Consider the following 26,300-nt stretch of genomic DNA (forward strand, 5'->3'; position numbering starts at 1 on the left):
GCACAGGCGGGAAAAGGGCCTCAGCTGAGCCTCAGGCCTGGCTTCAGCGGCCGTACTCGCGCTCGCGCATCGGGCCGTCGGCATCGATGCCGCCGCTGGCGGCGATGGGACCGTCGACGGTCAGCGGTCCGGCCACGGTCAGGTCGCCCTGGACCACCATGTCGCCATGCACCGTCACCGGGCCATTGAAGACCTTGAGATAGCCACTGCCATATGGCAACCCCCGCGCTTTGGCTGGTCCGGTGAAGTACGCCGCGGTGAGCGGGCCGCTGGCAAAGACGTTGCCGGCGACAACCAGCTTGCCATGCACGGTCAGCGGCCCCTGCACCTGCGCCGAACCACCGACGGTGATCGGCCCGGACTCATGGGGCTGGGCGCGCAGCGGGCCGGCCCAGGCCAGCAGCAACAGGGCCGCGGCCGCCGCCAGCCGCCATGACAGCCCGCCGGCATCGATGCGCGGCATACGGTGCGACATGTCGTGACCTCCGGCAGCCCCGCCTACCGCTGCAGCTTCTGGTAAGTGCCGACCAGTTCCGCGTTGGCCAGCACGTGTCCCTTCATCGCCCGCTCCAGCGCCGCCTTGTCGGGCTTGCCGAGGTCCGGCAGCGCCACGTCCAGCGCATACAGCTTGAAGAAGTAGCGATGCCTGCCGATCGGCGGGCATGGGCCGCCATAGCCGGTGCGGTGCCAGTCGTTCAGCCCGCCACGCGTGCCGGCGGGCAGCCCGGCCTTGGCGATGTCCGCCGGCAGGGCCTCCGCATGGGCCGGCAGGTTGTAGAGCAGCCAGTGGACCCAGGTCATTCTGGGCGCGGCGGGGTCCGGCGCGTCGGGATCGTCGACGATCAGCGCGAGGCTGGCGGTGCCGGGCGGCAGTCCGGTCCAGGCAAGCGGCGGGGAGATATCGGCGCCTTCGCAGGTGTGCTCCGCGGGGATCTCGCCACCCGGGGCGAATGCGGTCGATTGCAGCTGGAACGGCATACGGGCCTCGCTGGACGCACTGTGGGATGGCTCCAACTTAGGCCGGATCGCCCCGCCACGCAAGGCAATGGCGGCGGCAGGCGCCTCCAGCAGCGCCTTGAGCCGGCGCACGGCTTCGGTGGATTCGGCCTGGACTTGCGCGCGCAGCATCAGGCGGTTGATCAGCGCAAAGAGCAGCGTAGGCGACCGGTAGCGGAACTCCCGCTCAATGCGCGTACGTTCGGCGGCGGGGGGCAGCGACGGCGTCATGGCGGGCGTCAGCCGGTAAGTGATGGTGCCGACCCGGCGCCCTTCGGCCACGCCTTCGATCGACCACGTGCGCGGACGCTGGCTTTCGATGACGGTCCAGACCACCGCCCCACCGCGCGGCGCGACCATGAAGGTCTCGGTCACGCGTTCGCCCTGTCCCAGCGGATGATCAGTCGCTCCCGCCACCCCGAGCGAGGCCGGATGCCATTTGGGCCAGTGCAGCGGCGTGGACACGTAGTCGAAGACCTGGGCCGGCGGGCGCGCAATCACCACCTCGTCATGGATGGCGGTGCGGTCGGACCATGGCAGCGGCGCCAGCAGCATCCCCACCGTGATGGCGGCGAAGAGCAGTCCCCAGAACGGCTTCCTGTGTCGAACAAGCATGGCGGCGGGACGGGACGCATGCGGGGCGCCCCCGTGCATCCCGTACGCGTGGCGCGATGCTTCCAGTGTAGTGACTGGGAAGCATCGCGCCAGTCCCGCCCGCTTCAGTCCCGCCCGCGCTTCATTCGCGCCGCTTAACGCGCCTGTGCAGCCGGCGCGCCATCGGCTGGCGGCACCGGCACGGCCGCCACCGCTTCCGGCAACGGGCCCCAGCCACCGCCCAGCCGGCGCACCAGCGACACCGTTGCGGCCGCGCGCAGGCCGGCCACCTGGTTGGCGTCGCGCTGCGACTGCAGCACGGTGCGGTCGGCATCGATCACCGTCAGGTAATCGACCGCGCCGGCGTCATAGCGGCTGCGCGAGATCCGCGCGGCGCGCCGGGCGCCGCCGAGTGCGCTGTCCAGCGCGCTGGCCTGCTGGCTGAGCCAGCGCACGTCCGCCAGGCTGTCTTCCACCTCGCGGAAGGCCACCAGCACGGTCTGGCGGTAGTTGGCCACGGTTTCCTCATGCGCGGCGCGGGCGCCGGCAAGGTTGGCGCGGTTGCGGCCGCCGTCGAACACCGTCTGTGCGATGGTGGAGCCGATCAGCGGTCCCAGCGCCCAGGTGCGCGACGACCACTTGAACAGGTTCGACAGATCCGCCGACTCAAAGCCGAACAGCCCGCTCAGCGTGATGCGCGGGTAGAACGCCGCCTTGGCCACGCCAATGCGGGCGTTGGCCGCGGCCATCTGGCGTTCCGCCGCGGCGATGTCGGGGCGGCGCTCCAGCAGCTCGGACGGCAGCCCCGCCGGGACCGCGATCGGCGCGGCGTCCAGCGGGCGCGCCGCCAGCGAGAACGCCGCCGGCGGCACGCCGGTCAGCACCGCCAGCGCATGCTCCTGGCTGGCGCGGCGGCGCTCGATGCCGGCCAGGTCGGCGCGCGCGGTGCCGAGTTCGGCTTCGGCACGGGCCGGATCGAGGTCGGTGGTTTCACCGGCGTCATAGCGCTTCTTCAGCAGCGCCAGCGCATCCTCGCGCAGCTTGATGGTGGCGTTGAGCAGGTCGCGCTCGCTGTCCAGCGTGCGCAGCGCGAAGTACGCCTGCGCCACGTCGGCCTGCAGCGCCAGCTGCACTGAGCGGTACAGGTCTTCCGCCGCCTCGCCGTCAGCCCGCGCGGCATTGACGCTGGATGCGACGCGGCCGAACAGGTCCAGCTCATAGCTGGCGAAGGCGCGCGCCTTCAGCACGGTCTGCGGCGCAACCCGCGTGCCGTCGGGCAGGCCCTGCGAGGCCGCCGACGGCTGGCTGCGCGTTGGGTCCAGCCCCACGCTCAGCTGCGGATAGAGGTCCGCCTCAGTCGCGCCCGTGAAGGCACGCGCCTGCTTCAGGCGGGCCGCCGCGACTGCCAGGTCCTGGTTGGAGGATCCCGCGGCGTCAATCAGGCGGTCCAGATCGGCATCGCCGAAGATCTTCCACCAGTCGCCGCGAGGCTGGCCTTCGGCCGGCGTCGCGGTCTTCCATTGCGCGCCTTCGGCCTGGGCCGCCTCGGCTTCCTTGAAGGCCGGCACGGTGGCGGTTTCCGGCACCTTGTAGGTCGGGGCCAGCGAGCAGCCCGCCAGGACTAGTGCTGCAGCCAGTGTCGCCAGTTTAGGCAACCAATATGTTGTCGAAAATGCAGGGGCATTCATGTTCATCACCATTATTCAGCCGATGCCGTCAGTTGCGCGCTTTGCTCCTGCGTAGCCGCGCGGCGCTGGCCACGCGTGGCCAGCAGGCGCAGCGCCACATAGAACACGGGCGTCAGGAACAGCCCGAAGAAGGTCACGCCGAGCATGCCCGCGAACACCGCCACGCCCATGGCATGGCGCATCTCGGCGCCGGCGCCGGTGGAGATCACCAGCGGCACCACGCCCATGATGAACGCGAACGAGGTCATCAGGATCGGGCGCAGGCGCAGGCGGCTGGCTTCGATCGCGGCCTGCACCACGGTGCGGCCGTGATGCTCCAGCTCGCGCGCAAACTCGACGATCAGGATCGCGTTCTTCGCTGACAACCCGACCAGCACGATGAAACCGATCTGGGTGAAGATGTTGTTGTCGCCACGCGTCAGCCACACCCCGGTCATCGCCGCCAGCAGGCTCATCGGCACGATCAGGATCACGGCCAGCGGCAGCGTCAGGCTTTCATACTGGGCCGCCAGCACCAGGAACACCAGCAGCACGCACAGCGGGAAGATCCACACACCCGCATTGCCGGCCAGGATGTCCTGGTAGGTCAGCTCGGTCCATTCGAACTTCATGCCCTTGGGCAGGGTTTCGGCGGCAATGCGCTCGGCTGCGGCCTGGGCCTGGCCCGACGAGAAGCCGGGCGCGGGCCCGCCGTTCATGTCGGCGGCGGTAAAGCCGTTGTAGCGCACCACGCTGTCGGGACCAAAGCCTTGCTTGACCTGCACCAGCGACGACAGCGGCACCATGTCGCCGGCGGCGTTGCGCGTCTTCAGCTGCAGGATGTCCTCGGCATGGGCGCGGAACTGCGCGTCTGCCTGCACCTTGACCTGGTAGGTCCGGCCGAACTTGTTGAAGTCGTTGACATAGGCCGAGCCCAGGTAGGTCTGCAGCGTGTCGAACACTTCTGTCACCGGCACGCCCAGCTGTTTGGCCTTGACGCGGTCCAGCTTGACGTCGAGCTGCGGCACGTTGACCTGGTAGTTGCTGAAGATGCCGGTCAGCTCGGGCGTGGCGCGCGCCTTGTTGGCAAACGCGTTGGTGGCCTCGAACAGCGCGTCATAGCCCAGCGCGGCACGGTCCTCGATCATCAGCTTGAAGCCGCCGATAGTACCCAGGCCCTGCACGGGCGGCGGCGGGAACACCGCGATAAAGGCATCCTGGATGGCCGCGTACTTCTGGTTCAGGTCGGCCGCAATCGCCGCACCGGACAGTTCCTTGGTCTTGCGCTCCTCGAACGGCTTGAGCGTGGCGAACACGATGCCGGCGCTCGGGCTGTTGGTGAAGCCGTTGATCGACAGGCCCGGGAAGGCCACCGCGGATTCCACGCCCGGATGCTTGAGCGCAATATCGCTCATCTTGCGGATCACGTCCTCGGTACGGTCAAGCGTGGCGCCGTCGGGCAGCTTGGCAAAGCCCACCAGGTACTGCTTGTCCTGCGCCGGCACGAAGCCCTTGGGCACCATCTGGAACACGCCCCAGGTCAGCACCAGCATCACCGCGTAGACCCCGAATACCGAGCCCTTGCGGCGGATCACACCCTTCACGCCGCGGCCATAGGTCTCGGCGCTGCGGCCGAAGAAGCGGTTGAAGCGCTTGAAGAAACCGCCGAGCACGCGGTCCATCCAGCGCGACAGCCAGTCCTTGGGCGCATCATGGCCGCGCAGCAGCAGGGCCGACAGCGCCGGCGACAGCGTCAGCGAGTTGAACGCCGAGATGATGGTCGAGATCGAGATCGTCAGCGCAAACTGCTTGTAGAACTGCCCGGTCAGGCCGGTCATGAAGGCCAGCGGCACAAACACGGCGATCAGGGTCAGCGCGATGGCGATGATCGGGCCGCTGACTTCGCGCATGGCCTTGTAGGTCGCCTCCTTCGGTGACAGCCCCTCCTCGATATTGCGCTCGACGTTTTCCACCACCACGATCGCGTCATCGACCACGATACCGATCGCCAGCACCAGCCCGAACAGCGACAGCGCGTTGATCGAGAAGCCGAACACATGCATCAGCCCGAAGGTACCGACGATCGACACCGGCACCGCCAGCAGCGGGATGATCGACGCGCGCCAGGTCTGCAGGAACAGGATCACCACCAGCACCACCAGCGCGATGGCCTCGAACAGCGTATGCGTCACCGCCTCGATCGAGTGGCGCACGAACTGCGTGGGGTCATAGACGATGCTGTAGTCGATGCCGTCCGGGAAGTTCTGCTTGAGCTCTTCCATGGTCTTGCGCACGTCATCCGAGATCTGGATGGCGTTGGAGCCCGGCGCCTGGAAGATGGGGATGGCCACCGCCGGCTTGTTGTCCAGCAGCGAGCGCAGCGCGTATTCCGACGCGCCCAGCTCGATGCGGGCAACGTCCTTCAGGTAGGTGACGACACCGTCGGCGGAAGTGCGCACGACGATATCGCCGAATTCTTCCACGGTGCTCAGGCGGCCCTGCGCATTGACCGACAGCTGCAGATCAGCACCCGGCAGCGCCGGCGACTGGCCGATCACGCCGGCCGCCACCTGCACGTTCTGCTCGCGGATGGCCTTGATCACGTCGCTGGTGGCAAGCTGGCGTTCGGCCATCTTGTCGGGGTTGAGCCACACGCGCATGGCGTAGTCGCCCGAGCCGAACAGCTGCACCTGGCCCACGCCCTGCAGGCGCGCCAGGCGGTCCTTGACGTTGATCACCGCGTAGTTGCGCAGGTAGGTCATGTCATAGCGGTCGTTGGGCGAGACCAGGTGGACCACCATGGTCAGGTCCGGCGAGCTCTTGACCGTGGTGATGCCCAGGCGGCGCACGTCTTCCGGCAGGCGCGGCTCGGCTTGCGCGACGCGGTTCTGCACCAGCTGCTGGGCCTTGTCCGGGTCGGTGCCCAGCTTGAAGGTCACGGTCAGCGTGAGCAGGCCGTCGCTGTTGGCCTGCGAAGACATGTACAGCATGTTCTCGACGCCGTTGATCTGCTCTTCCAGCGGCGAGGCTACCGTCTCGGCAATCACCTTGGGGTTGGCGCCCGGAAACTGCGCGCGCACCACCACCGATGGCGGCACCACTTCCGGGTACTCCGAGATCGGCAGCTTGAACATCGATATGGCGCCGATCAGGAAGATCAGCACCGACAGCACCCCCGCGAAGATGGGCCGGTCGATAAAGAATTTAGAGAGATTCATCTTGGTCTCCGCCTGCGTTGGCGTAGCGTGTCCCCTGGCGGCCCGCCGTAGCGGGCGCCATTCACATCAAGGGGAGCGCTGAAGTTGTCTGGCTGGTTGTGCTGTCCGGGGATCAGCTTACGGGCTTGCCGTCGCCGCCTTCGGCCGTGGTCTTCTCGCTGGCGGCCTGCTTGCGGTCGGGCGCGATGGCGCGCGGCTCCAGCTCGCTGCGGAAGGCCATGGCCACCGGCTTGGGCTGGACCGTGTCGCCCGGGCGCACACGCTGCAGGCCGTTGACGACAATGTTCTCGCCCGGCTTCAGGCCCTTGCGGATGACACGCAGGCCGTCATGATTGGGCCCCAGTTCCACTTCGCGGTAGACCAGCTTGTTGGCGTTGTCGAGCACCAGCACGAACTTCTTGCCCTGGTCGGTGCCGACGGCGCGGTCATTGACCAGCACCGCCGCGTGCGGCGCGCCGCCGCCCAGCTTGACCTTGGCGTACAGGCCCGGCAACAGGCGCCCGTCTTCGTTCTGGAACACCGCCCGCACGCGGATGGTTCCGCTGCGCGGGTCCAGGCGGTTGTCGACCGACTGGATCTTGCCTTCATGCGGATTGCCTTCCTCGTTGGCCAGGCCCAGGTAGACCGGCAGGTTGGCCTGGCCGCCTCCGGCGCCCGGCGCGGTATAGCGCAGGTAGCTCTGCTCGTCGATCTCGAAGCTGGCATAGACCGGCGACACCGACACCACCGTGGTCAGCGCCGGCGAGGTCGCGCCCGGCGCCACCAGGTTGCCGACGGTGATCTCGGCGCGCGACACGCGCCCGGTCACCGGCGCGGTGATGCGGGTGTAGGCCAGGTTCAGGCGCGCGGTTTCCAGCTGCGCCTGGGCGCCGCGCACGTTGGCACTGGTTTCGCGGGCGGTATGGATGCGCTCGTCGAACTCGCGCCGCGAGATCGCGTTGTCGTCCAGCAGCCGCTGGGCGCGAGCCTGCTCGCTCTGGGCGTGGGCGGCACGCACCTGCGCCGCGGCCAGGTCCGCTTCGGCGCGGGCTACTTCCGCGGCATAGGGACGCGGGTCGATGGTGAAGAGCGGGTCGCCCTTCTTCACCAGCGCGCCTTCGCGGAAGTGCACGGCGTCGATGGTGCCGCCGACGCGCGGGCGTATCTCGACCCGGTCGACGGCTTCGAGCCTGCCGGAGAATTCATCCCACTCGGTGATGGTCTGGCCCACCACCGCGGCAACCTCGATCGCCGGTGCGGGCGGCGGCGTGTTGGCGTGGGCTTCGCCGCTGTGCCAAGGGCGCAGGATCGAACCGGCCAAGCCGGCGCCCAGCACCATGACGATGGCGAGGGCAATCAGGGTACGTCGTTTCTGCTGCTGCATTTCTCAAACTCCTGGATCGGGTTTTCTTCAACCGGAAAAGCAAATGGCCGAACGCCGCCTGCCGGTCCGCGTGGGCGGGCCGGAATCATGGCCAAACTGATGATCGGACTTAGGGCCACCCGTGTATTGCGGCGGTCCTGGCTCTGGCCGAAACAGAGCCGGCTGGCGGTAGTCTGGAGCGGCTCAGCCGGCGGGCTTGGCTCCAGGCCGGCTGGTGGGGGTGCCAGCACGGCGTTCAGTCAGGGATGAGGTATCGTCGGCCGCGGCCAGACATCGCCGCAGGAACCGCGCACCTTCGTCGACCCATGCCTGACAGCTGTCATGGGCCTCTTCCACGCCGTCGCCACAGGCGCCGGGCATGATCATGGCCTGGGCCGGCACGCCGGCCTTGCTCAGGCGCCCGGCGAAGGCTTCGCCTTCGGCTCGCAGCGCGTCGTATTCAGCCACCTGGACCAGCGTGGGCGGCAGCCCGGCCAGGCGCGAGGCCAGCGCCGGGGCGGCATACGGATGCACCGTATCCGCCGGCGTCGGCAGGTAGTCGCGATAGTTGTCGGCCAGGCGCTTCAGGGTTTCCATCGGCACCCGCCCGCCGCCAAACCCCGCGCAGGAGGCATGCTGCAGGCACGGGTCCGTCACCGGGCGGATCAGCCACTGCCCGCGCGGCTGCGCGGTGCCGCGGTCGCGCAGCATCTGCGCCAGCGCGATCGCCAGGTTGCCCCCGGCTTCCTCGCCAACCAGCGCAAAGCGGGTCTTGTCCAGCTTCAGGCGCCGGGCATTGCGCAGCACCCACTGCACCGTGCTGTGCGCGTCCTCGGGCGCGGCCGGGAACGGATGGTCCGGCGCCAGCGAATAGGCCGGCGTCACCACCACCGCCGGCACCGTGTTGGCCAGGCCCTGCACCAGTTCGCAGGCATGTTCCAGGCCGCCCTCGACGAAGCCGCCGGCGTGCAGGTACACCAGCCAGGGCAGCAGGGCCGAGCCCTCTGCGCCCGGCGCCGGATAGCCCGCCGGGTAGCACACCCGCACCAGGATCTCGCGTCCGTCGCTGGTCACCGTGTGCTCAGCCACGCGCGCCTGGCGCTGCCCGGCCACCGTGGGGGCTTTGGCGGCGCTGACTGCTTTCGGGCGTTGGCCTGGCTTCTGGGACATGGCATCGGCGCATGGCGGAAACAATGCGCTTGAGTGTTGCGATGGAACGGATTATGGTGATTGACGAGGATGGGATAAAGCGAGAGATCGCCAACGCACTGTTTCGGGATTGGAATAATCGCAAATAATCCCTGTCATGCCTCCGCAAGCAAGAATCCCCACGCATGACAAGGTCTTGCGTTTTGTGATTCACTCCGCATCTCGGCACGCGCAGCGGCATGCCAGGCCGATGCGCGCCCGGTCCGAAGCGGGGCGATCCCCGCCGCGCCGGATGCCCGGACAAACCCATGCCGGAACCCCCGCGCCCGGCCAGCGCGCCGTCCCGGTACCAGCCAGCCGGCAGACTCCAACAATAACAAGCAGCAACGCCGCATGCGCCACGAGCGCGGGCGGCACGCCGTTCGGATCTATCGTCGGAACTTCATCATGGACCGTCTCGTATCAATGCAGGCATTCACCCGGGTCGTGGACGTCGGCAGCTTTGCGCGCGCCGCGGAATCGATGGACCTGCCCAAGGCAACGCTGACCCGCCTGATCCAGAACCTGGAAACCCACCTGGGCGTCAAGCTGCTGCACCGGACCACACGGCGCATCAGCGTGACCAACGACGGCGCGGCGTACTATGAGCGCTGCGTGCGCATCCTGGCCGATGTCGACGAGGCCGAGCAGTCGCTGACGCGGCAGAACAATTCGCCGCGCGGCACGCTGTCGGTCGACACCACCGCCGTGCTGGCGCAGTTGGTGCTGGTGCCTCACCTGCATGAATTCCTCCAGGCCTATCCGGACCTGAAGCTGGAACTGACCATCAACGGCAAGCCGATCGACCTGCTGCGGGAAGGCGTGGACGTGGTGCTGCGCGTGGGCGTGCCGCTGGACGAGGCCATGGTGGCCCGCCGCATCGGCAACGTGAAGCTGGCGTTCTACGCCTCGCCGATCTACCTGAACCGCGTCGGCACCCCGCGCGACCTGGCCGAGCTGGCGCAGCACAAGGCCGTCAATTACCTGTCCAACCGCACCGGCCGCGAAATGCCCTGGCCGATGGCGCGCGGCACCGAGCGCAGCGAAGTGTTGCTGCCCTCCGCCATTTCCACCAACGACGCCGACATCTACCTGGGCTGCACGCTGGAGGGCCACGGCGTGGCCCGGATCTCGCGCGCGATGGCCGAGCCTTATGTGGCCAGCGGCAGGCTGGTGGAAATCCTGTCCGACTGGCAGACCGATGAGATGCCGATCTCCGCGATGTATCCGCAGAACCGGCACCTGTCGGCCAAGGTGCGGGTGTTCGTCAACTGGGCCGCGGAACTGTTCTCGCGCCATCCGCATTTTGGTGCGGCACAGCAGCGGCTGGCCGTGGCGGCCTGACCTAGCGCGATCGGCCGGCAGCGCCTGTCCTCTGCGGCAGATAGGACAAAACCGGAAATCGGTTCAACGCCCGCCGTTCTATACTGTTTCTTCCGAAATCACGACAAGAAGAGGATTCCGATGAAACAAGTGCTTACCCCCCTGGCGGCGTGCATTGCCGCGACTGTTGCACTGGCCGGCTGCGCCGGCTCCGGCATGACCTCCTCGTCCGCAGCCAGCGCAACCGCCGCGCCCAGCACCAGCACCAGCACCAGCACCAGCGCAGGCGCCAGGGCGACGGCAAAGCTCCAGCCCAAGAGCGGCACCGACGCCGCGGGGACCGTGACCTTCCAGCAGCAGCCCGGGGGCGTGATGATGACCGCCGCGATCACGGGCTTGCCGCCGAACTCGGTGCACGGCTTCCATGTCCATGAAAAGGGCGACTGCTCCGCGCCTGACGCGATGAGCGCGGGCGGCCATTTCAACCCGACTGGCAAGCCCCACGGCCAGGTGACCGTGCCCGACCACCATGCCGGCGACATGAACAATGTCACCGCCGACGCCAACGGCAACGTGCGCGTCAGCATGCTGCTGCCGGACCTGACCGTTGGCACGGGCGCCAACGGCGTGATCGGGCGTGCGGTCGTGGTACACAAGGACCCGGACGACTACAAGACGCAGCCCACCGGGAATTCGGGCGGGCGCATTGCTTGCGGGGTGGTGGCGGCTTCGTGAGGTAGTTGCGCACTAACGGTGCGTCCAGCGACCGGCGGTGGGGCCCCTCAGATCTGGTCGATCAGGCTGCGCACCACGTCGGCCAGCCGGGCAGCGCGCTGGCGTCCCTTGACATCCAGCACCATGCCGCTGCCGCCGGCGAGCGCCTTCAGGCCGAACAGCGCATCGCCCACATCGCGCCAACCCGGAAAATCGGCGTGGATCTTCTCCAGCGCGGCGGCCCCCGCCGCCACCTGCGCGGCCGCGGGCGTGTTGCCCGCCGCCAGGTCTTCCAGCGCCATGGCCGCGTCGAGCAAGCCTTTGCGGTTCATCTCGGTCTCCCCAGTGTCATGGCCGCCCGCATGCGGGCGGCCATGACACTGTAGCAGGCTTGCCGGGGAGGGCCAGGGCTGCTGGCAACGCAAGCCTGGCGCCGCCTTGCCCAGCCGCTTCAGTTGCGGCCGATATCCTGCAGGATGCGCGTCATCAGGTACAGGCGCGGCACGATCGAGTCGAGCTCGACGTACTCGTCGCGCGCGTGATAGCCGAAGCCGGCCAGCCCGAAGCTTTCCACCACCGCGGGCTTGCCTGAGCGCGCGGCGTAGCCGGCGTCGGTGGCGCCGCCAGTGCCTTCGGCCAGTGCCAGCGTGCGGCCGTCCAGCTCGGCATAGATTTCCTGCGCGCGCTTGGCCAGCGCGCGGCCGTGGGCATCGGCCACGAACGCCGGGCGGCCCTCTTCCATCGTCACCGTGGTCTGCGTCTCCGGCACCAGCTGCCCGGACTTGACCTTGTCCTGCAACGCTACCTTCAGCTTCTCGGCGGCGCCGGCCGCCGTGGTACGCACGTCGCCGTAGGCAACAGCGCTTTCCGGGATCTGGTTGCGCACCGCGCCGGCCTGTGCCTGGGTCCAGTTCAGCTGCGAGCCCGGCACCTGGCTGGCCACGTCCCGGGTCTGCTGCAACTGGTAGGCAATTTCAAGCAGCGCATTGCGCCCGAGTTCCGGCGCGGCACCGGCGTGGGCGGCGCGGCCCTTGACCTGCATGGTGGCGGTGGCGGTGCCGGAGGCGCCCAGCAGCAGCGACTCGGCCTTGGCCACATCCTTGGCCGCGGTGGGTTCGCACGACAGCACCACGTCGTGCTGCGCGGCCAGCGCGGCAATGGCCTCGCCGGAGCCAACCGAGCCGACTTCCTCGTCCGGGTTGAACAGCACCGTGATCTGCGCGTAGTCGCGCCAGCCCTGGTTCTTCAGGATCTCCAGCGCATGCAGGATGACGGCGATGCCGCCCTTGTCGTCGGCAATGCCCGGGCCGTAGAGACGGTTGCCTTCCTCGCGGATCGGTTGCGTGGCCAGCGTCTTGTCCGGGTACACGGTGTCCATGTGGGCAATCAGCATGACGCGGCGCTTGCCGGTGCCGGTGAAGGTCGCCTTGACCATGGTGCCCGGGCCCTTGGTCACCGGCAGGCGTTCGACCTTTGCGCCCAGCGCCTGCAGGCGCTTCTCGGTGTAGCTGGCCATCTGCGCCAGCCCCTTCGCATTGGCGCTGCCGGATTCGATCGACACCATCTCCTTGAGCGACTGCACGACTGCGGGCTGGGCCGCCTGCGCGGCGGACAGCAGCGCGGCATCTGGCTGCGCGGCGCTGGCCAGGGTGCCGGCCCCGGCAAGCGTCAGGGCGGCGGCAACGGCAACGTGGCGAACGAAAAACGGCATGTCATCTCCTCGGTTTGGTCTTGTCAGGGCCATGCCGTGGCGCACTGGCGGCGCCACGGCACAACTGCACGATCCTAGTCCTTGCCAGAACCGAAGGGGAGGATCAATATCGCCAATCGGGATGCCGATCCCGCCACGGCATCCCGCCCCGCCCATCGCCAATGCACCCGACCCCGCCCCCCATCATCGAACCGCCGTCACAGAACATCCCCCTGCATGTCCGCCTGCTATGGCTGCCTGAAACCATGCCGGGCAGCCTGTTCACCGCGCTCGACGTATTGCGCACGGTGGCAGGCGTGGCCAGACTGCAGCGTCCCGACGCCACGCCCACGCTGAGCTGGCAGCTGTGCGGCGCCAACGGCCGCACGCTGGCAACGGTCCTGCCCGGGCTGCCGTCTTCCACCCGGCGCGCGCGCAATGCGGACTGCCGTACGCTGCTGGTCATCCCGGCCCTGCTGGCCAGCAATGCGCTGCAGCTCGGCGAGATCGTGCAGCGCAACGCCACGGCGCTGCGCCTGGTGGAGCGCCATGCGCAGGCCGGCGGCTGGATCGCGGCGTGTTCGTCGGGAATGGTATTTCCGTTGCAGCTGGGGCTGCTGGATGGCGCCAGGGTCGGCGCGCCGTGGATGTTCCAGAGCTGGATGATGCGCCAGTACCCGCATTGCGACCTGGGTAGCGACGAGGCCATGAGCGTGCACCGGCAGGTGTTCTCATGCGTGGCGCCGGCGCTGCAGGTGGAATTCATGCTGCGGGCGCTGGGCCACCTGCATGACCCGGACCTGGCGCAGGCGGCGTCGCGGCTGATGCTGTTCCAGCCCGAGCGCCAGCGCAGCGTGCCCGCGCTGGTGTCGCAACGCTGGCTCAGCCGCACCTCGGACAGCCCCGTGTACCGCGCCATCCAATGGCTGCAGGAGCATGTGTCCGAGCCCTACAAGCTGGCCGCCGTGGCGCAGGCGGCGGCGGTCAGCGAACGCACGCTGTTGCGGCATTTCGGCCAGGTCACCGGCATCACGCCGCTGGACTACCTGCACACGCTGCGCGTGGAGCGCGCCCGCATGCTGCTGGAAGTCACGCTGCATGGCACGCAGGCGATTGCCGAGGCCTGCGGCTACAGCGACGCGGCCGCGTTCCGCCGGCTGTTCCAGCGCACCGCGGGGATGTCGATGTCAGACTACCGCGCCCGCTTTGCGCTGCGGGCGCGGCGGCGCTACTGGCGCATGGAAGACGCCGCGGCACAGCGCGGCGCGCGCGGCTAGCCGCGCTGGTGCTCAGGTGCGCAGCGAGATGTGGTTGATCACGTCCTCCACGCCCTGCACATACCACGCGTCGCGCTCAGCCTGGCGGCGCGTATTTTCGTTGCTGACGCAGCCCTCCAGCCTGACCACGCGGTTCTCGGTATGCACGCTGACCTGGCCGGCATCGACAAAGGGATCGGTCTCCAGCACCAGCATCAGCGCCTCGGTGATTTCATCGTCGCGGTCGGTCTCGGCCGGCGCCACCACCAGTTCGTTGACCACGCAGCGGCAGCCGCGCGACCACCACGCCAGCACCCCGGCCAGGCGCATGTGCGACAGGCTGATCACCTGCCCCCACAGCGTCACCACGCCGTCGTGCGCTTCGACTTCGATCCAGCCGCTGCGTTCGCCCACGGCCTCGCGCATGGCCTCGGGCTTGCCCTTGACGCGCGCGCAGATCCTGCAGTTGCGGAAATCGACGGCATTGAGCAGGCGCTCGCACACCGCGTCGCGCAGTTCGCCGTCACCTACCGGCATGCCGCCGTCGGTCACACGCAGATGATCAATCACGCTGGTCACGCCGTCCACGCGCCGCAATGTCGCGGCGGCCCGGGTCTTGTCGACAATATCGGCCACTTCGCCTTCCAGGATCAACGCGCCGTCGGACAGCCGCAACTGGATGGTGGGATGGAGGACATGACCTTGATAAGGCACATGCGCCAAGGCCGCGCGCGCCTGCGTCAGCACCGCTTCGCTAGTCTGCATTTTGTTCGCCTCGCCGGATTGGTCTGGAGATGGAGGACGCGCGCCCGCCTGCAGGCGCGCCTGGGGCGGCGCCGCAGCCTCCTTCACCCCCGGGGGCCCCTGGCAACCGCTTCCTCATTATAGGAAGCGGTCCGCCGCCGGTTCAGCCCAGGAACCCGGCTCAGGTGGCGGCCGCCTCGCGCGCGCGGGCCACTTCCTGGTTGCGCAGGATGAAACGCTGGACCTTGCCGCTGGGGGTCTTGGGCAGTTCGGCGACGAATTCGATCTCGCGCGGGTAGGCATGGGCAGCCAGGCGATTGCGCACGTGCAGGCGCAGCGTCTCAGCCAGCTCGGGCGAGCCCTGGTGCTGCGGGTCCAGCACCACGAAGGCCTTGATCAGCTCGGTGCGCTCGGGGTCGGGCTTGCCGATCACCGCGGCCTCGACCACGGCCGCATGCTCGATCAGCGCGCTTTCCACGTCGAACGGGCCCACGCGGTAGCCGGACGTGGTGATGACATCGTCGGCCCTGCCGATAAAGCTGATGCTGCCGTCGTCGTTCAGTTCGGCGGAATCGCCGGTCAGGTAGTAGCCGCCGGCAAACGCACTGGTGGGCGTGCCGTGATAGCCGCCGAACCAGCACATCGGCGAGCGCTTCAGGTCCAGCGCCAGCGTGCCCGGCTGGCCGGGCGGCAGTTCACGCTGTTCGTCGTCGACCACCACCACGCGGTGCCCCGGGCTGGCAAAGCCGGCCGCGCCCATGCGCACCGGATGCGCCAGCGCGTGGTGATTGCACAGCACCATGCCCAGTTCGGTCTGGCCATAGTGGTCGTGGATGGTGACGCCCAGTTCGCTGGCGAACCAGCGGATCACTTCCGGGTTGAGCGGCTCGCCCGCGCTGCTGACCGCGCGCAACTGCCCGCGCAGCGGGCCGGACACGGCCTCGCCCGCGGCGATCAGCAGCCGGTATGCCGTGGGCGACCCGGCCAGGTTGGTGATACCGTACTTGCGGATCACGCGGCAGGTGCTGTCGACGCTGAACGGCCCGTCGTAGAAGGTGGTGGCATGGCCCAGCGACAGCGGGCCGGTGACAGCGTAGTACAGGCCGTAGGCCCAGCCCGGATCGGCCAGGTTCCAGAATGCGTCCTCATCACGCAGATCGACCGCATCGCGCATATAGCCGGCAAACGCGGCGATGGCCTTGAGCGGCACCATCAACGGCTTGGCCGGGCCGGTGGTGCCGGAGGTGAACATCATGAGGAAGGGGTCCTCGCCGCGGCGCATCACCGGCTCGAACGAGGCCGGCTGGCGCGCCAGCTCGGCCCGGAAGCTGAAGTCGCCCTGCCCCACGCCGTGGTTTGCCGTGTCGTACTGGCTGCCGGCCACTGTGACGATGGCAGGACAGCCGGCCACCTCGTCCAGCTTGGGACGGTTGACGGTATCGGTGACCACTACCCTGGCGCCAGACGCATTGAGCCGGTGCTCGATGGCCTTGGGGCCGAAGGCGGTGAACAGCGGCTGGTACACGGCGCCGGCGCGCCAGGTGCCCAGGATCGTCACCAGCAGTTCCGCGTTGCGCGGCAGCAGACCCGCGACGCGGTCACCGGGCTGCACGCCCTGCGCCTTCAGGAAGCCGGCGAACTGCGCGGACAGCGTCTGCAGTTCGGCAAAGGTCCAGCTGCGCGCATTGCCGTCGCGCCCTTCCCAGTACAGCGCGATGCGGCCGGGCTGCGCGTGCCGGTCGCAGCATTCGACGCAGGCGTTCATCGCCTCCGGGCTGCCGTGCAGTTGCCGTGCCACGGCATCGTCATAGGAAAATCCGTCGAAGGCTTGGGCGTAGTCGCGCATGGTGTCTCCAGTATTCCGGCTTGTGCCTTGTAGTAGGTGGCCAGTGCGCGGTGCCGCGCAACGGCTGCCGCGAGAGTGTGCGCCCGGCCCCGGCGCGCAGGCAATAACCGATTCCGCCACGGCGGCTGACGGTTTTTGCCATCCCTGCCGTTGCGCCGAGGCCCCCGTGAGCCACCCTTGACGCGGCGACGCGCGCCGCCGACGATACCGGCATCACTGTCAGGAGGCAGCGCATGTGCACCAACTACGCTCCGGTCCAGCGCCGCATCCTGCGCGAAATCTTCGGCGTGGAACCGCCGCCGGGCGTGTACAAGGCCGAGACCTATCCCGACTACGCCGCGCCGATCGTGCGCGCCAGGGACGACGGCACACGCAGCGCCGACCTGGCCTCGTTCGGCATGGTGCCGCGCCTGCGCATTCCATCCGGCGCACGGCGCTACGACACCACCAATGCCCGCAGCGAAACCGTGGGCGAGCGCCCGGCCTTTGCGCGCTACTGGCGCCAGGGCCAGCTATGCCTGGTACCCGCTACCGCGTTCTATGAGTTTGCCTATCCCGAAGCGTCAGTGCCCGGCGGCCCGCCCGGCAAGCCGGTGCGCTGGCGCGTCTGGGTGCCCGGCGAGCCTGCCTTCGGCATCGCCGGCCTGTGGCGCGCCTGGCCGGACCAGGCACTGTCCTTCACCATGCTGACCGTCAACTCCGGCCAGCACGCGGTGATGCAGCGCTTCCACAAGCCGGGCGACGAAAAGCGGTCGGTGGTCATCGTGCCGCGCGAACAATGGGACGACTGGCTCGCCTGCCGCGACCCGGAAGTCGCTCGCACCTTCCTGAAGCTCTTGCCGGCGGTGGCCATGCAGGCCGAGCCGGCGCCCAAAGTGCAGGGAGCGGCGATTCCTGATGCGGACTAAGCTGGCTTCGCGCGTCTGGACGGGCCGCTGCAGAGTGACGGCCACGTTGACGAACCGGCTGCTAACCCAGAACCTCTGCTGCCAGTTCCGCTTCCAGCCATTCCCGGAAGCGGCGCACGCCGGGCCGCGCTGACGGCGCCTCGACAATGCGGTACGTCATGCCGTACTCCACGTGCGCGGGCAGTACCACCGCCAGCTTGCCGCTGGCTAGCAGCGGCAATACCAGCGGCGTGCGCCCGATCGCCACACCCGCACCCTGCGCCGCAGCATTCAGCACGTGCTCATACTGCGAGAAGTACAGGCACGGCTGTCGCGGCGAATGCGCCAGTTGCAGGCGCGTCAGCCATTCGCTCCATGACATCCAGGGAAAGCGTCCGGCCGGGTCGTGGAACACCAGCAGCGGCGCTGACGCGAGATCTGCGGTGGTGGCGATGCGCGCGGCCAGCGCCGGTGCCGCAACCAGCATCAGGCGCTCCTGCAACAGCGGTACTTCATTAGCAACAGGCGCGGCAAGCCGGATGGCCAGGTCGAAGCCCTCGCGCTCCAGGTTGGCGTAGGCTTCAGACGCATCCACCCGCACGTCGATGTCGGGCGCCAGCGCCTGGAAGCGCGCCAGCTTGGGCACCAGCCAGAGCGAGGCAAACGATGGCGTGGTTGTCACCGCGATCGAGATCCGGCCGGCGACCAGCACGCGATCCACGGCGTCGCCCAACTGGCCCAACGCCGCACGCGTGGCATCGTAGAGCTGGCGGCCCTCCGCGGTCATGCTCAGCCCCTTGCCGCCGCGCAGGAACAGCGCGACGCCCAGCACATCTTCCAGGCTCTTTACCTGCTTGCTGACGGCGGACTGCGTCAGGCAGAGTTCCTGCGCGGCCGCCGTGAAGCTCAGCGTGCGCGCGCTGCATTCAAAACCGCGAAGGGCCTCGAGCGAGACCGCGCGCAGGGCGTTGGCAGAAGCAGGACTCAGAAGTGGCATGACGGCGAGGAATACCCGGGTTGAAAACACTTCCGGCCACCACGGCCGGCGTGCGGCAACAATGATGTCATGGCCTGGCGATTGCGTCAGGCGCTTCGAGGAGACCGCCATGAAGCCATTTCGCCGCTGGCGCATCGAGGGCCGCGCGCCCATCGCCATCCGGCTTGCAGCCGGCGACCAGCTGCGTTGCGTGCAAGGGCTGGCGTGGGTTACCCAGGCACCCTTAAAACCGGGCCACGATCGGGACCGCACCTGTGGCGACTTCGTACTGGGACCGCGCGCTCGCCTGAGCGCCGCGGAGCCGCTCACCTGCTTTGTCTCCGCGCTGTGCGGCAAGCCGGCCTGGATCGTCTTGTCCGGCACGGCGCAAGCCGTCGCCACCCTGCCACCGTGTTCAACGCAACCACTGGAAGCCAACGCATGACCGCACTGATCGAAACCGAACGCATGGGCCAGCATACCCTGCTGGTACTGAACCGCCCTGAAAAGCTCAACGCGCTCAGCTACGCGCTGATCGACGCCCTGGCCGCGCACCTGCAGGCATGCGAGGCGGATGATACCGTCCGTTGCGTGATCCTGACCGGCAAGGGTAGCGCATTCAGCGCGGGGGCGGACATTGCCGGCTTTGCGCCGGATATCGCCGCTTCGCCTGAGCGCGCCCTGCGCGAGTTCCTTGGACGCGGCCAGGCGCTGACGCGCCAGCTGGAGAACTTCCCGAAGCCCGTGATCGCCGCGGTCAACGGCCTGGCGTTTGGCGGCGGCTGTGAAATCGTGGAGGCCTGCAGCCTGGCGCTCGCGGCGGACCATGCCACCTTTGCCAAGCCCGAGATCCGGCTGGGCTTTGCGCCCACCTTCGGCGGCACCCAGCGGCTGCCACGCCATGTCGGCCGCAAGCGCGCCAACGCCATGATCCTGACTGGCGATGCCATCGACGCAGCCACGGCCGAGCGCATCGGCCTGGTCAATCGGGCCGTGCCTGCCACCGGGTTGCTGCCGGCTTGCCTGGCGCTGGCGGACCGCATCGCGCAACATTCGGCAGTTGCCGTGACAGCGTCGCTGCGCGCCGTCACGCGCGGCATCAATGTGCCCATCGACGAAGGGCTGGCCATCGAGGCGATGCAGTTCCGCGTGGCGGCGGCATCAGCGGGCGCCCGGGAAGGCACACAGGCATTTCTGGACCGTCACCGCGGCTAAGCGGCTAGCCCTGCAGCCGGCCCAGCAAACGCCGCCCCGCCTCGATCACCGCCGTATCCGGCCGCGTCTGGTAGCGCACGATCATGCCTTCGATGCACAGCATCGCTTCCCCGGCCACCGCTTGCGGCTGGTCCAGGCCCAGGCGCGTGGCGATGCCGGCAATGAACGCTTCCAGCTCGGCCTTGTGAGCTGCCGCCTGCTCCGCCGCGCGCGCGTCCCCGCCCGCCTCGGCCACCACGTTGATAAAGGCGCAGCCGCGGAAGTCGCGGCCGAACCAGTCCGCCAGCGTATCGGCGATCACGTCCAGGTGCGGGCGTACCGCCAGCCGGGCTTCCACGTCTTGCCGGAACCACGCCATCCATTCGTCGTGACGACGCGTCAGGAACGCCGAGATCAACTCGTTCTTGGAAGCGAAATGACGGTAGAGCGACATCTTGGCCACGCCGGATTCGGCAATGATCCTGTCGATGCCGGTGGCGCGGTAGCCCTCCTGGTAGAACAGGCGGGCAGCGGTGTCGAGGATGCGGTCGCGGGCGGAAGGCGTGGCCATGTAGCGGGAGAGTCGGTAACGGGCGCGGCCGGGGAGCGCCCTCGCGCCGCCCGGCCCCTACAGGTCGATACTATGACAGACAGATCTGTCTAGCAAACCATACCCGCTCAGGCTTCCAGCTTGGCCGCCGCGTCGCGCAGCGCGGTGCGCAGGCCCTCTTCCACTACCGGGTGGTAGAACGGCATCGTCAGCATCTGCGCGATGGTCAGGCCCTGCTGGTACGACCACGCCAGCAGGTGGGCGATGTTCTCGGCGCGCGGGCCGGTCCACTCGGCGCCCAGGAAGCGGCCCGTGGCCTTGTCGGCATAGACGTGCATCAGCCCGCGGTGCTTCAGCATCACCCGGCTGCGGCCCTGGCCCTCGAAGCTGACCTCGCCGGTCACGAAGGTGCCTTCGGCAAGGTCGGCGAAGCGCTGGCCGACCATCGCGATCTGCGGGTCCGTGAACACCACCGCGATCGGCGCGCGGCGCGCCAGCGGCTTCACCTGCGGATAGCTGGCGGCGTTCTCGCCGGCGGCCTTGCCTTCGTCGGCGGCCTCATGCAGCAGCGGCAGGATGTTGTTGGCGTCGCCGGCGATAAAGACCGGCGCATTGCCGCACTGGAGCGTCTGTGCATCGAACAGCGGCACGCCGCGCGCATCCAGCGCCAGCCCGGTGTTCTCCAGGCCCAGGCCGCGCACATTGGGCGTGCGGCCAGTGGCAGCCAGCGCGTAGTCGAAGCGCTCGGTCACGCTGCGGCCCTCGCGGTCGAGGTAGGTCACCACCACCTGGTCGCCGTCGCGGCCCATGTCGGTCACGCTGGCATCCGGGTCAAGATAGAACTCATCGTTGAAGGTCCTGGCCGCATAGGCACGGATCACCGGGTCGGTCAGCGGCCCGAGCGAGCCGCTGACGCCGAACACGCGCACCCGCACACCCAGGCGCGACAGGGCCTGGCCCAGCTCCAGCCCGATCACGCCGGGGCCGAACACCACCACACTGGCGGGCAGGTCCTGCCACGAGAACACATCGTCATTGACGATCAAGCGGTCGCCGAACACCTGGAACGGAGGCGGCAGCATCGGCGTGGAACCGGTGGCAATGACCACGCGGCTGGCGCGCACGGTGGTGTGCCCGTCCACTTCCAGCGTGGTGTTGTCGATAAAGCGGGCATAGCCGCGGATGCGGTCGGCTTCGGGGATGTTCTCCACGCCGCTCACCACGAAGCCGACAAAGCGGTCTCGCTCACTGCGCACGCGGGCCATCACCTCGCGGCCGTCGATGCGGATCTGGCCATCCACGTGCACGCCGAACGGCGCGGTGTGGCGCAGTTCATGCGCGGCCTCCGCGGCGGCGATCAGCAGCTTGGAGGGCATGCAGCCCACGCGGGCACAGGTGGTGCCATAGGGGCCGCCTTCGATGATCACGGCGCGCTTGCCCGCGGCAATCGCGGCGCGGTAGGCGGCAAGGCCCGCGGTGCCTGCGCCGATCACGGCGACGTCGGTCTGGATAGTGGTCATGGCGGTCGGTTCCTTTGTCTTCTGAAGCGTCAAACTGGTGTCAGTCAGCGGGCTGGATGGCGCCGCCGCGCGCCGGTTCGCGGGCAAGGGGGCGCCATCGGGTCCGGCGGCTGCCGGTCCCCGGATGGGGAAGAGGGATCTGGCTTAGTTGCCCAGGTACTGCTGCAGGGCCTCGGTGCCGCCGATGAGCTTGCCGTTGATAAAGACCTGCGGTGCAGTCATCTCGCCCGACACGGCGCCCAGCACCTTGCCGCGCACCTTGTTGTCCAGCGGCACGTCGATGTAGTCGAAGCCGTTGTCGTCCAGCAGCTGCTTGGCCTTGGCGCAGAACGAGCAGCCGACCTTTGAGAACACCACCACCTGGTCCGGCTTGCGCGCATTCGGGGCGATGTGGGCCAGCATGGTGTCGGCGTCGGACACCTTGAACGGGTCGCCCGGCTCGTCCGGCTCGATGAACATCTTCTGCACCACGCCGTCCTTGACCAGCATCGCATAGCGCCAGCTGCGCTTGCCAAAGCCCAGGTCGGTCTTGTCCACCAGCATGCCCATGCCTTCGGTGAATTCACCGTTGCCGTCGGGGATCATGGTGATGTTCTCGGACTCCTGGTCCTTGGCCCACTCGTTCATCACAAAGGTGTCGTTGACCGACACGCACAGGATGTCGTCGACGCCGTGCTTGGCAAACACCGGCGCCAGCTCGTTGTAGCGCGGCAGGTGGGTCGAGGAGCAGGTCGGCGTGAAAGCGCCCGGCAGCGAGAACACGACCACGGTCTTGCCGTTGAACAGCTCGCCGGTGGTGATGGTCTTCCACTCGTTGTCTTCACGCACGCGGAAAGCGACATTGGGAACGCGTTGGCCTTCACGGGATTGCAGCATCAGTTCACTCCTTGGTCTGGATCGGGTTGGTTTCGGCTGCGGGTTGCAGCGAAGGCCCCATTCTGTCGACCGGGATGTGATTTGTACAATTCATCGTTTTAACCACGATGATTGTCTGAAGCTATTGATGGGAGATAGGCACCGCCTATCACGGTGACCGGGCGGCGTCCGCGCGGACGCAACAGCATTTTTTTCGGGAAAACCGCGGGGAGTGCCCTATCATGCGGCATCCTCCCTGACTCCGTTTTGTCCGCAATGACCCGACACTGCCGCCTGCCGTCCCTGTATCGGTGGGCACCGATGCTCGCCCTATCCCTGGCGCTGGCCCAGCCGACGCAAGCGCAAACCCTGAAGAAGCCGGCGCTGGAAGCGCTGACCAGCGGCACCAGGACCGCTGCCCAGGCCGACCTGCAGGCCTTTATGGCCGCCGCGGCCAAGGCCGAGCCCGCAGTTGCGCCGGCGGTGGCCGCGTGGCAGTCCAGGGCGCCGCTGTCCGGCGACAACCTGGTCAACATCGCCCGGCTGCTGGGTGTCTACAACCGCGTGCACAACGAGACCGCGGTGATCGACGCCATCGGCAAGATGGTGGCGCTGCGCACCGTGCGCGACGAAAAGATCCCGCAGCACGAGAACCCCGCCATCATCGAATTCGGCAAGATGATCGAGGCCATGGCGCGCGATTTCGGGCTGGCCTACCGCAATGTCGACAACCGGGTCTTCGAAGTGACACTGGCCGGCGGCAACAAGGACACGTTCGGCATCCTGACCCATGCCGACGTGGTGCCGGCCGTGGCCGAGGAATGGGTGCTGGACGACGGCACCAGGCTCGATCCGTTCCGCATGACGCGCGTCGGCGACATCCTGTACGGACGCGGCACCATCGACGACAAGGGCTCTATCGCAGCGGTCATGTATGCGATGAAGACCGTCAAGGAAAGCGGCGTGCCGCTGGAGCGCACCATCCGGCTGATGATCGAAACCACCGAGGAAACCGGCGGCGACGGCATGAAGTACTACCGCCAGCACACCACGCTGCCCGAGTACAACGTAGTGCTCGACAGCAAGTATCCGGCCGTGGTCGCCGAAAAAGGCTCCGGCACGCTGACAGTCTCGTTCGGCATCAAGGCGGCGGACGACAAGAGCGCGCAGGGCAAGGCCGACTACAAGGGGCCGGCCATCGTCGCAATGCGCGGCGCGGCTTCAGCCAGCGCCATCCCCGAGACCGCGACCGCGCGCATCGCAGGCGGCGACCCCGCGGCGGTGGCTGCCGCGCTGGAACAGGCGCGCACGGAATTCCTGCGCCACTACACGCCGCGCGGGAAGTTCTCGATCGACGTGAAGCGCGACGGCAACGACGTCGAAGTCAAGGTCACCGGCGCCTCGGCACATGGATCCCGCCCCGAGGAAGGGGTCAACCCGCTGCCGCGGCTGGCGCTGTTCCTGCAGGCCAGCGGCGTGAAGTTTGTGGAGAACCACTACCTGCATGCAGTCCGCTACCTGAACGACCTGTACGGGCTGGACTACCTGGGCACCAGGATGGACGTGGCCTACCGCGACCCGTTCATGGGCCCGCTGACCATGTCGCCCACGCTGGTGCGCGAGCGCGGCGAATATGTCGACGTGGTCACCAACGTGCGCATGCCGCGCGGCCGCACGCCCGACGAGCTGGGCGGCAAGATCACCAAGCGCATTTTCGGCTGGGCCGCCACCCATGGCCCGGTCGAGATCAAGTACGAACAGGGCAACTGGATGGCGCGCGATCCCAAGGGCGCGTGGCTGTCCACGCTGCTGAACATCTTTGGCGATACCACCGGGCTGGAAGCCAAGCCGGTTTCCACGGCCGGCAGCACCACCGCCAAGCTGATGCCCAATGCCATCAACTTCGGCCCGGCCATGCCGGGCAAGAAGTACACCGCGCACAATGCGCGCGAGTACAAGGAAGTGGCCGACCTGAACCTGGATATGCAGATGTTCACCGAGATGCTGGTGCGGATCGGGAACCTGGACAAGATGCAGTAAGGGAGTTCAGCGTGGTCCCTCGACCGCTTGTTTGCTCCCCTCTCCCGCTTGCGGGAGAGGGGCCGGGGGAGAGGGCAGGCGCTGGCATACCGACACGCATCGATTCGTTGATGCTCCGGCCCTCTCCCCAACCCTCTCCCTTGCGGGAGAGGGAGCCGGCCTCAAGCGATTCGGGCGTCAGCGTCTGAGCCGATACCCGGACAGCCTCACAACCCCAGCTCACTCAACCCCGGATGCGCATCCGGCCGCCGGCCCAGTGGCCAGTGGAACTTGCGGTCCGCCGCCTTGATCGGCGCATCGTTGATGCAGGCAAAGCGCCTGCGCATCAGCCCCGCCTCGTCGAACTCCCAGTTCTCGTTCCCGTAAGACCGGTACCAGTTGCCGGAATCGTCATGCCATTCATAGGCAAAGCGCACGGCGATGCGGTTGCCATCGTGTGCCCACAGCTCCTTGATCAGGCGGTAATCCAGCTCCTTCTGCCACTTGCGCTGCAGGAAGGCGACGATATCGGCGCGGCCATTGACGAACTCCGCGCGGTTGCGCCAGGCGCTGTCGACGGTATAGGCCAGCGCCACGCGCTCGGGATCGCGGCTGTTCCAGCCGTCCTCGGCGGCACGGACCTTGGCGGCGGCGGTTTCGTGGGTGAACGGGGGCAGCGGCGGACGGATTTCGGCTTGTGCGGACATGCGGGTGCTCCTTTGCTGGAAACGGGCGGGGTCGGGCAAGAACAGCCTGCTCATGATGATACAGACCTGTCTCATTATTTGTAGACAGATCTGTCTTGTCAAGGCAGGATGGCGGGCAGAATTCAAAAGCAAGACCCGGAGTGTGAGGCGCACGCGCACGGCCTAAAGTTGGCACCATGCAAGCGAGAGACAGGAGATTCGCAGTGAGCATCAGCCAGATACAACGTCCGGAAATGGCCGTGGCAGGGCCGCGCAGGCCGATACCGCCGGCGCGCGGCACGGCGCGGCAAGACAGGTCCGGAACCGATATCGCCACCCGCGTCGATGGCACCGACTGGGCCGCCGTGGCACGCGATCTCGACAACTACGGCTGCGCCGCGATCCGGGGCTTGTTGTCCGCGGCCGAATGCGACGCGATCGCTGCCGGCTATGCCGAGGACGCCCTGTACCGCTCGCGCATCGACATGCGCCGGCACGGCTTCGGCCTGGGCGAGTACAAGTACTTCCGCTATCCCCTGCCCGGCGCCGTGGCTGCATTGCGCACGGCGCTGTACCCGCACCTGGTGCCGGTGGCCAATCGCTGGAACGCCGCCATGGGCATCGACGTGCGCTACCCCGCCGCGCATGCCGACTATCTTGCCCGCTGCCACGACGCCGGCCAGTTGCGCCCGACGCCCCTGCTGCTGCGCTACGGCCCCGGCGACTACAACTGCCTGCACCAGGACCTGTACGGCGCGCACGTGTTCCCGCTGCAGGTTGCCATCCTGCTGTCCGAGCCGGGCCGCGACTTTACCGGCGGGGAGTTCGTGATGACCGAGCAGCGGCCGCGCATGCAGTCGCGGGCCGAGGTGGTGACGCTGCACCAGGGCGACGCGGTGGTATTCGCGGTCAGCCAGCGCCCGGTGCCCGGCAGCCGCGGCAGCTACCGCGTGAACCTGAGGCATGGCGTCAGCCGGCTGCACGCGGGCCAGCGATACACGCTGGGCATCATCTTCCACGACGCCACGTGAGGCA

Annotated in this window: 23 protein-coding genes; 8 read left to right on the top strand and 15 right to left on the bottom strand. The window is 68.1% G+C overall.

Annotated elements, in window-relative coordinates:
- Nucleotides 1–43: 43 nt before the first annotated feature.
- The 6 genes from ACZ5MJ_RS20120 to ACZ5MJ_RS20145 all read right to left on the bottom strand — a co-directional run bounded on the left by ACZ5MJ_RS20120 (nt 44) and on the right by ACZ5MJ_RS20145 (nt 8,987).
- Nucleotides 44–475, bottom strand: a complete 432-nt coding sequence (locus ACZ5MJ_RS20120) for a hypothetical protein (protein WP_464225381.1) — start codon at nt 473–475, stop codon at nt 44–46.
- Between the two features lie 23 nt (nt 476–498).
- Entirely contained in the window at nt 499–1,611 is a 1,113-nt protein-coding gene (locus ACZ5MJ_RS20125; protein WP_464225382.1) for a YbhB/YbcL family Raf kinase inhibitor-like protein, read from the bottom strand.
- Between the two features lie 134 nt (nt 1,612–1,745).
- Nucleotides 1,746–3,278 (bottom strand): efflux transporter outer membrane subunit, encoded by a 1,533-nt coding sequence (locus ACZ5MJ_RS20130; RefSeq protein ID WP_464225383.1) that lies wholly within the window; start codon nt 3,276–3,278, stop codon nt 1,746–1,748.
- Between the two features lie 11 nt (nt 3,279–3,289).
- Nucleotides 3,290–6,475, bottom strand: a complete 3,186-nt coding sequence (locus ACZ5MJ_RS20135) for an efflux RND transporter permease subunit (protein WP_464225384.1) — start codon at nt 6,473–6,475, stop codon at nt 3,290–3,292.
- A 112-nt stretch (nt 6,476–6,587) separates the two neighbouring features.
- A complete protein-coding gene (locus ACZ5MJ_RS20140) occupies nt 6,588–7,838 on the bottom strand; it encodes an efflux RND transporter periplasmic adaptor subunit (protein ID WP_464225385.1) in 1,251 nt (416 codons plus the stop codon).
- A gap of 183 nt (nt 7,839–8,021) precedes the next feature.
- A complete protein-coding gene (locus ACZ5MJ_RS20145; protein ID WP_464225386.1) occupies nt 8,022–8,987 on the bottom strand; it encodes an alpha/beta hydrolase in 966 nt (321 codons plus the stop codon).
- Between the two features lie 426 nt (nt 8,988–9,413).
- Between ACZ5MJ_RS20145 and ACZ5MJ_RS20150 the strand changes: the two genes are divergently transcribed.
- Nucleotides 9,414–10,349 (top strand): LysR substrate-binding domain-containing protein, encoded by a 936-nt coding sequence (locus tag ACZ5MJ_RS20150; protein WP_464225387.1) that lies wholly within the window; start codon nt 9,414–9,416, stop codon nt 10,347–10,349.
- A gap of 120 nt (nt 10,350–10,469) precedes the next feature.
- A complete protein-coding gene (locus ACZ5MJ_RS20155; protein WP_464225388.1) occupies nt 10,470–11,063 on the top strand; it encodes a superoxide dismutase family protein in 594 nt (197 codons plus the stop codon).
- Nucleotides 11,064–11,110: 47 nt separating this feature from the next.
- Here ACZ5MJ_RS20155 and ACZ5MJ_RS20160 read toward each other — a convergent pair whose 3' ends face one another.
- Both ACZ5MJ_RS20160 and ACZ5MJ_RS20165 read right to left on the bottom strand, forming a co-directional pair.
- A complete protein-coding gene (locus ACZ5MJ_RS20160) occupies nt 11,111–11,374 on the bottom strand; it encodes a hypothetical protein (RefSeq protein WP_464225389.1) in 264 nt (87 codons plus the stop codon).
- 119 nt (nt 11,375–11,493) lie between these two features.
- Entirely contained in the window at nt 11,494–12,753 is a 1,260-nt protein-coding gene (locus tag ACZ5MJ_RS20165) for a M20/M25/M40 family metallo-hydrolase (RefSeq protein ID WP_464225391.1), read from the bottom strand.
- A gap of 161 nt (nt 12,754–12,914) precedes the next feature.
- Between ACZ5MJ_RS20165 and ACZ5MJ_RS20170 the strand changes: the two genes are divergently transcribed.
- Nucleotides 12,915–14,009, top strand: a complete 1,095-nt coding sequence (locus tag ACZ5MJ_RS20170; RefSeq protein WP_464225392.1) for a GlxA family transcriptional regulator — start codon at nt 12,915–12,917, stop codon at nt 14,007–14,009.
- A gap of 12 nt (nt 14,010–14,021) precedes the next feature.
- On the opposite strand, the gene ACZ5MJ_RS20175 is transcribed toward ACZ5MJ_RS20170, so the two are convergent.
- Together ACZ5MJ_RS20175 and ACZ5MJ_RS20180 are read right to left on the bottom strand one after the other, a co-directional pair.
- Nucleotides 14,022–14,753, bottom strand: a complete 732-nt coding sequence (locus tag ACZ5MJ_RS20175; RefSeq protein WP_464225394.1) for a BON domain-containing protein — start codon at nt 14,751–14,753, stop codon at nt 14,022–14,024.
- A 160-nt stretch (nt 14,754–14,913) separates the two neighbouring features.
- A complete protein-coding gene (locus ACZ5MJ_RS20180; protein ID WP_464225395.1) occupies nt 14,914–16,578 on the bottom strand; it encodes an AMP-binding protein in 1,665 nt (554 codons plus the stop codon).
- 233 nt (nt 16,579–16,811) lie between these two features.
- On the opposite strand from ACZ5MJ_RS20180, the gene ACZ5MJ_RS20185 reads away from it, so the two are divergent.
- The gene (locus ACZ5MJ_RS20185; protein ID WP_464225396.1) at nt 16,812–17,486 is read left to right on the top strand and encodes an SOS response-associated peptidase; all 675 of its coding nucleotides are present in this window, start codon (nt 16,812–16,814) and stop codon (nt 17,484–17,486) included.
- A 61-nt stretch (nt 17,487–17,547) separates the two neighbouring features.
- Here ACZ5MJ_RS20185 and ACZ5MJ_RS20190 read toward each other — a convergent pair whose 3' ends face one another.
- Entirely contained in the window at nt 17,548–18,573 is a 1,026-nt protein-coding gene (locus ACZ5MJ_RS20190) for a LysR substrate-binding domain-containing protein (RefSeq protein WP_464225398.1), read from the bottom strand.
- Here ACZ5MJ_RS20190 and ACZ5MJ_RS20195 point away from each other — a divergent pair.
- Both ACZ5MJ_RS20195 and ACZ5MJ_RS20200 read left to right on the top strand, forming a co-directional pair.
- On the top strand, nt 18,572–18,886 hold the full coding sequence (locus ACZ5MJ_RS20195; RefSeq protein WP_464225399.1) for a DUF2917 domain-containing protein: 315 nt from the start codon (nt 18,572–18,574) through the stop codon (nt 18,884–18,886). The two genes, ACZ5MJ_RS20190 and ACZ5MJ_RS20195, sit on opposite strands and share 2 nt — an antisense overlap.
- Entirely contained in the window at nt 18,883–19,656 is a 774-nt protein-coding gene (locus ACZ5MJ_RS20200) for an enoyl-CoA hydratase-related protein (RefSeq protein WP_464225400.1), read from the top strand. The genes ACZ5MJ_RS20195 and ACZ5MJ_RS20200 overlap by 4 nt, the downstream gene beginning before the upstream one ends.
- A 4-nt stretch (nt 19,657–19,660) precedes the next feature.
- Here the strand turns inward: ACZ5MJ_RS20200 and ACZ5MJ_RS20205 are convergent, their stop codons facing one another.
- The 3 genes from ACZ5MJ_RS20205 to ACZ5MJ_RS20215 form a co-directional block, all read right to left on the bottom strand.
- A complete protein-coding gene (locus tag ACZ5MJ_RS20205; RefSeq protein ID WP_464225401.1) occupies nt 19,661–20,206 on the bottom strand; it encodes a TetR/AcrR family transcriptional regulator in 546 nt (181 codons plus the stop codon).
- A gap of 107 nt (nt 20,207–20,313) precedes the next feature.
- The gene (locus ACZ5MJ_RS20210) at nt 20,314–21,705 is read right to left on the bottom strand and encodes a dihydrolipoyl dehydrogenase (RefSeq protein WP_464225402.1); all 1,392 of its coding nucleotides are present in this window, start codon (nt 21,703–21,705) and stop codon (nt 20,314–20,316) included.
- 144 nt (nt 21,706–21,849) lie between these two features.
- Nucleotides 21,850–22,581: a glutathione peroxidase gene (locus ACZ5MJ_RS20215; RefSeq protein ID WP_464225403.1), complete on the bottom strand. Its 732-nt coding sequence runs from the start codon at nt 22,579–22,581 to the stop codon at nt 21,850–21,852.
- A 300-nt stretch (nt 22,582–22,881) separates the two neighbouring features.
- Here ACZ5MJ_RS20215 and ACZ5MJ_RS20220 point away from each other — a divergent pair, with 300 nt between their 5' ends.
- Complete coding sequence (locus tag ACZ5MJ_RS20220) at nt 22,882–24,600, top strand: dipeptidase (RefSeq protein WP_464225404.1); 1,719 nt, start codon at nt 22,882–22,884, stop codon at nt 24,598–24,600.
- A gap of 206 nt (nt 24,601–24,806) precedes the next feature.
- Here the strand turns inward: ACZ5MJ_RS20220 and ACZ5MJ_RS20225 are convergent, their stop codons facing one another.
- A complete protein-coding gene (locus ACZ5MJ_RS20225) occupies nt 24,807–25,286 on the bottom strand; it encodes a nuclear transport factor 2 family protein (protein WP_464225405.1) in 480 nt (159 codons plus the stop codon).
- A gap of 203 nt (nt 25,287–25,489) precedes the next feature.
- Between ACZ5MJ_RS20225 and ACZ5MJ_RS20230 the strand changes: the two genes are divergently transcribed.
- The gene (locus ACZ5MJ_RS20230; protein WP_464225406.1) at nt 25,490–26,296 is read left to right on the top strand and encodes a 2OG-Fe(II) oxygenase; all 807 of its coding nucleotides are present in this window, start codon (nt 25,490–25,492) and stop codon (nt 26,294–26,296) included.
- Nucleotides 26,297–26,300: the final 4 nt, after the last annotated feature.

Source organism: Cupriavidus sp. LA-1 (assembly GCF_055385985.1).

Coding starts and splice junctions, on each gene's coding strand:
- ACZ5MJ_RS20155 (WP_464225388.1), top strand. CDS start 10,470: ATGAAACAAGTGCTTACCCCCCTGGCGGCGTGCATTGCCGCGACTGTT.
- ACZ5MJ_RS20145 (WP_464225386.1), bottom strand. CDS start 8,987: ATGTCCCAGAAGCCAGGCCAACGCCCGAAAGCAGTCAGCGCCGCCAAA.
- ACZ5MJ_RS20200 (WP_464225400.1), top strand. CDS start 18,883: ATGACCGCACTGATCGAAACCGAACGCATGGGCCAGCATACCCTGCTG.
- ACZ5MJ_RS20180 (WP_464225395.1), bottom strand. CDS start 16,578: ATGCGCGACTACGCCCAAGCCTTCGACGGATTTTCCTATGACGATGCC.
- ACZ5MJ_RS20190 (WP_464225398.1), bottom strand. CDS start 18,573: ATGGCGGTCTCCTCGAAGCGCCTGACGCAATCGCCAGGCCATGACATC.
- ACZ5MJ_RS20140 (WP_464225385.1), bottom strand. CDS start 7,838: ATGCAGCAGCAGAAACGACGTACCCTGATTGCCCTCGCCATCGTCATG.
- ACZ5MJ_RS20120 (WP_464225381.1), bottom strand. CDS start 475: ATGTCGCACCGTATGCCGCGCATCGATGCCGGCGGGCTGTCATGGCGG.
- ACZ5MJ_RS20125 (WP_464225382.1), bottom strand. CDS start 1,611: ATGCTTGTTCGACACAGGAAGCCGTTCTGGGGACTGCTCTTCGCCGCC.
- ACZ5MJ_RS20165 (WP_464225391.1), bottom strand. CDS start 12,753: ATGCCGTTTTTCGTTCGCCACGTTGCCGTTGCCGCCGCCCTGACGCTT.
- ACZ5MJ_RS20130 (WP_464225383.1), bottom strand. CDS start 3,278: ATGAATGCCCCTGCATTTTCGACAACATATTGGTTGCCTAAACTGGCG.
- ACZ5MJ_RS20215 (WP_464225403.1), bottom strand. CDS start 22,581: ATGCTGCAATCCCGTGAAGGCCAACGCGTTCCCAATGTCGCTTTCCGC.
- ACZ5MJ_RS20160 (WP_464225389.1), bottom strand. CDS start 11,374: ATGAACCGCAAAGGCTTGCTCGACGCGGCCATGGCGCTGGAAGACCTG.
- ACZ5MJ_RS20175 (WP_464225394.1), bottom strand. CDS start 14,753: ATGCAGACTAGCGAAGCGGTGCTGACGCAGGCGCGCGCGGCCTTGGCG.
- ACZ5MJ_RS20185 (WP_464225396.1), top strand. CDS start 16,812: ATGTGCACCAACTACGCTCCGGTCCAGCGCCGCATCCTGCGCGAAATC.
- ACZ5MJ_RS20210 (WP_464225402.1), bottom strand. CDS start 21,705: ATGACCACTATCCAGACCGACGTCGCCGTGATCGGCGCAGGCACCGCG.
- ACZ5MJ_RS20225 (WP_464225405.1), bottom strand. CDS start 25,286: ATGTCCGCACAAGCCGAAATCCGTCCGCCGCTGCCCCCGTTCACCCAC.
- ACZ5MJ_RS20150 (WP_464225387.1), top strand. CDS start 9,414: ATGGACCGTCTCGTATCAATGCAGGCATTCACCCGGGTCGTGGACGTC.
- ACZ5MJ_RS20135 (WP_464225384.1), bottom strand. CDS start 6,475: ATGAATCTCTCTAAATTCTTTATCGACCGGCCCATCTTCGCGGGGGTG.
- ACZ5MJ_RS20205 (WP_464225401.1), bottom strand. CDS start 20,206: ATGGCCACGCCTTCCGCCCGCGACCGCATCCTCGACACCGCTGCCCGC.
- ACZ5MJ_RS20170 (WP_464225392.1), top strand. CDS start 12,915: ATGCACCCGACCCCGCCCCCCATCATCGAACCGCCGTCACAGAACATC.
- ACZ5MJ_RS20195 (WP_464225399.1), top strand. CDS start 18,572: ATGAAGCCATTTCGCCGCTGGCGCATCGAGGGCCGCGCGCCCATCGCC.
- ACZ5MJ_RS20220 (WP_464225404.1), top strand. CDS start 22,882: ATGCTCGCCCTATCCCTGGCGCTGGCCCAGCCGACGCAAGCGCAAACC.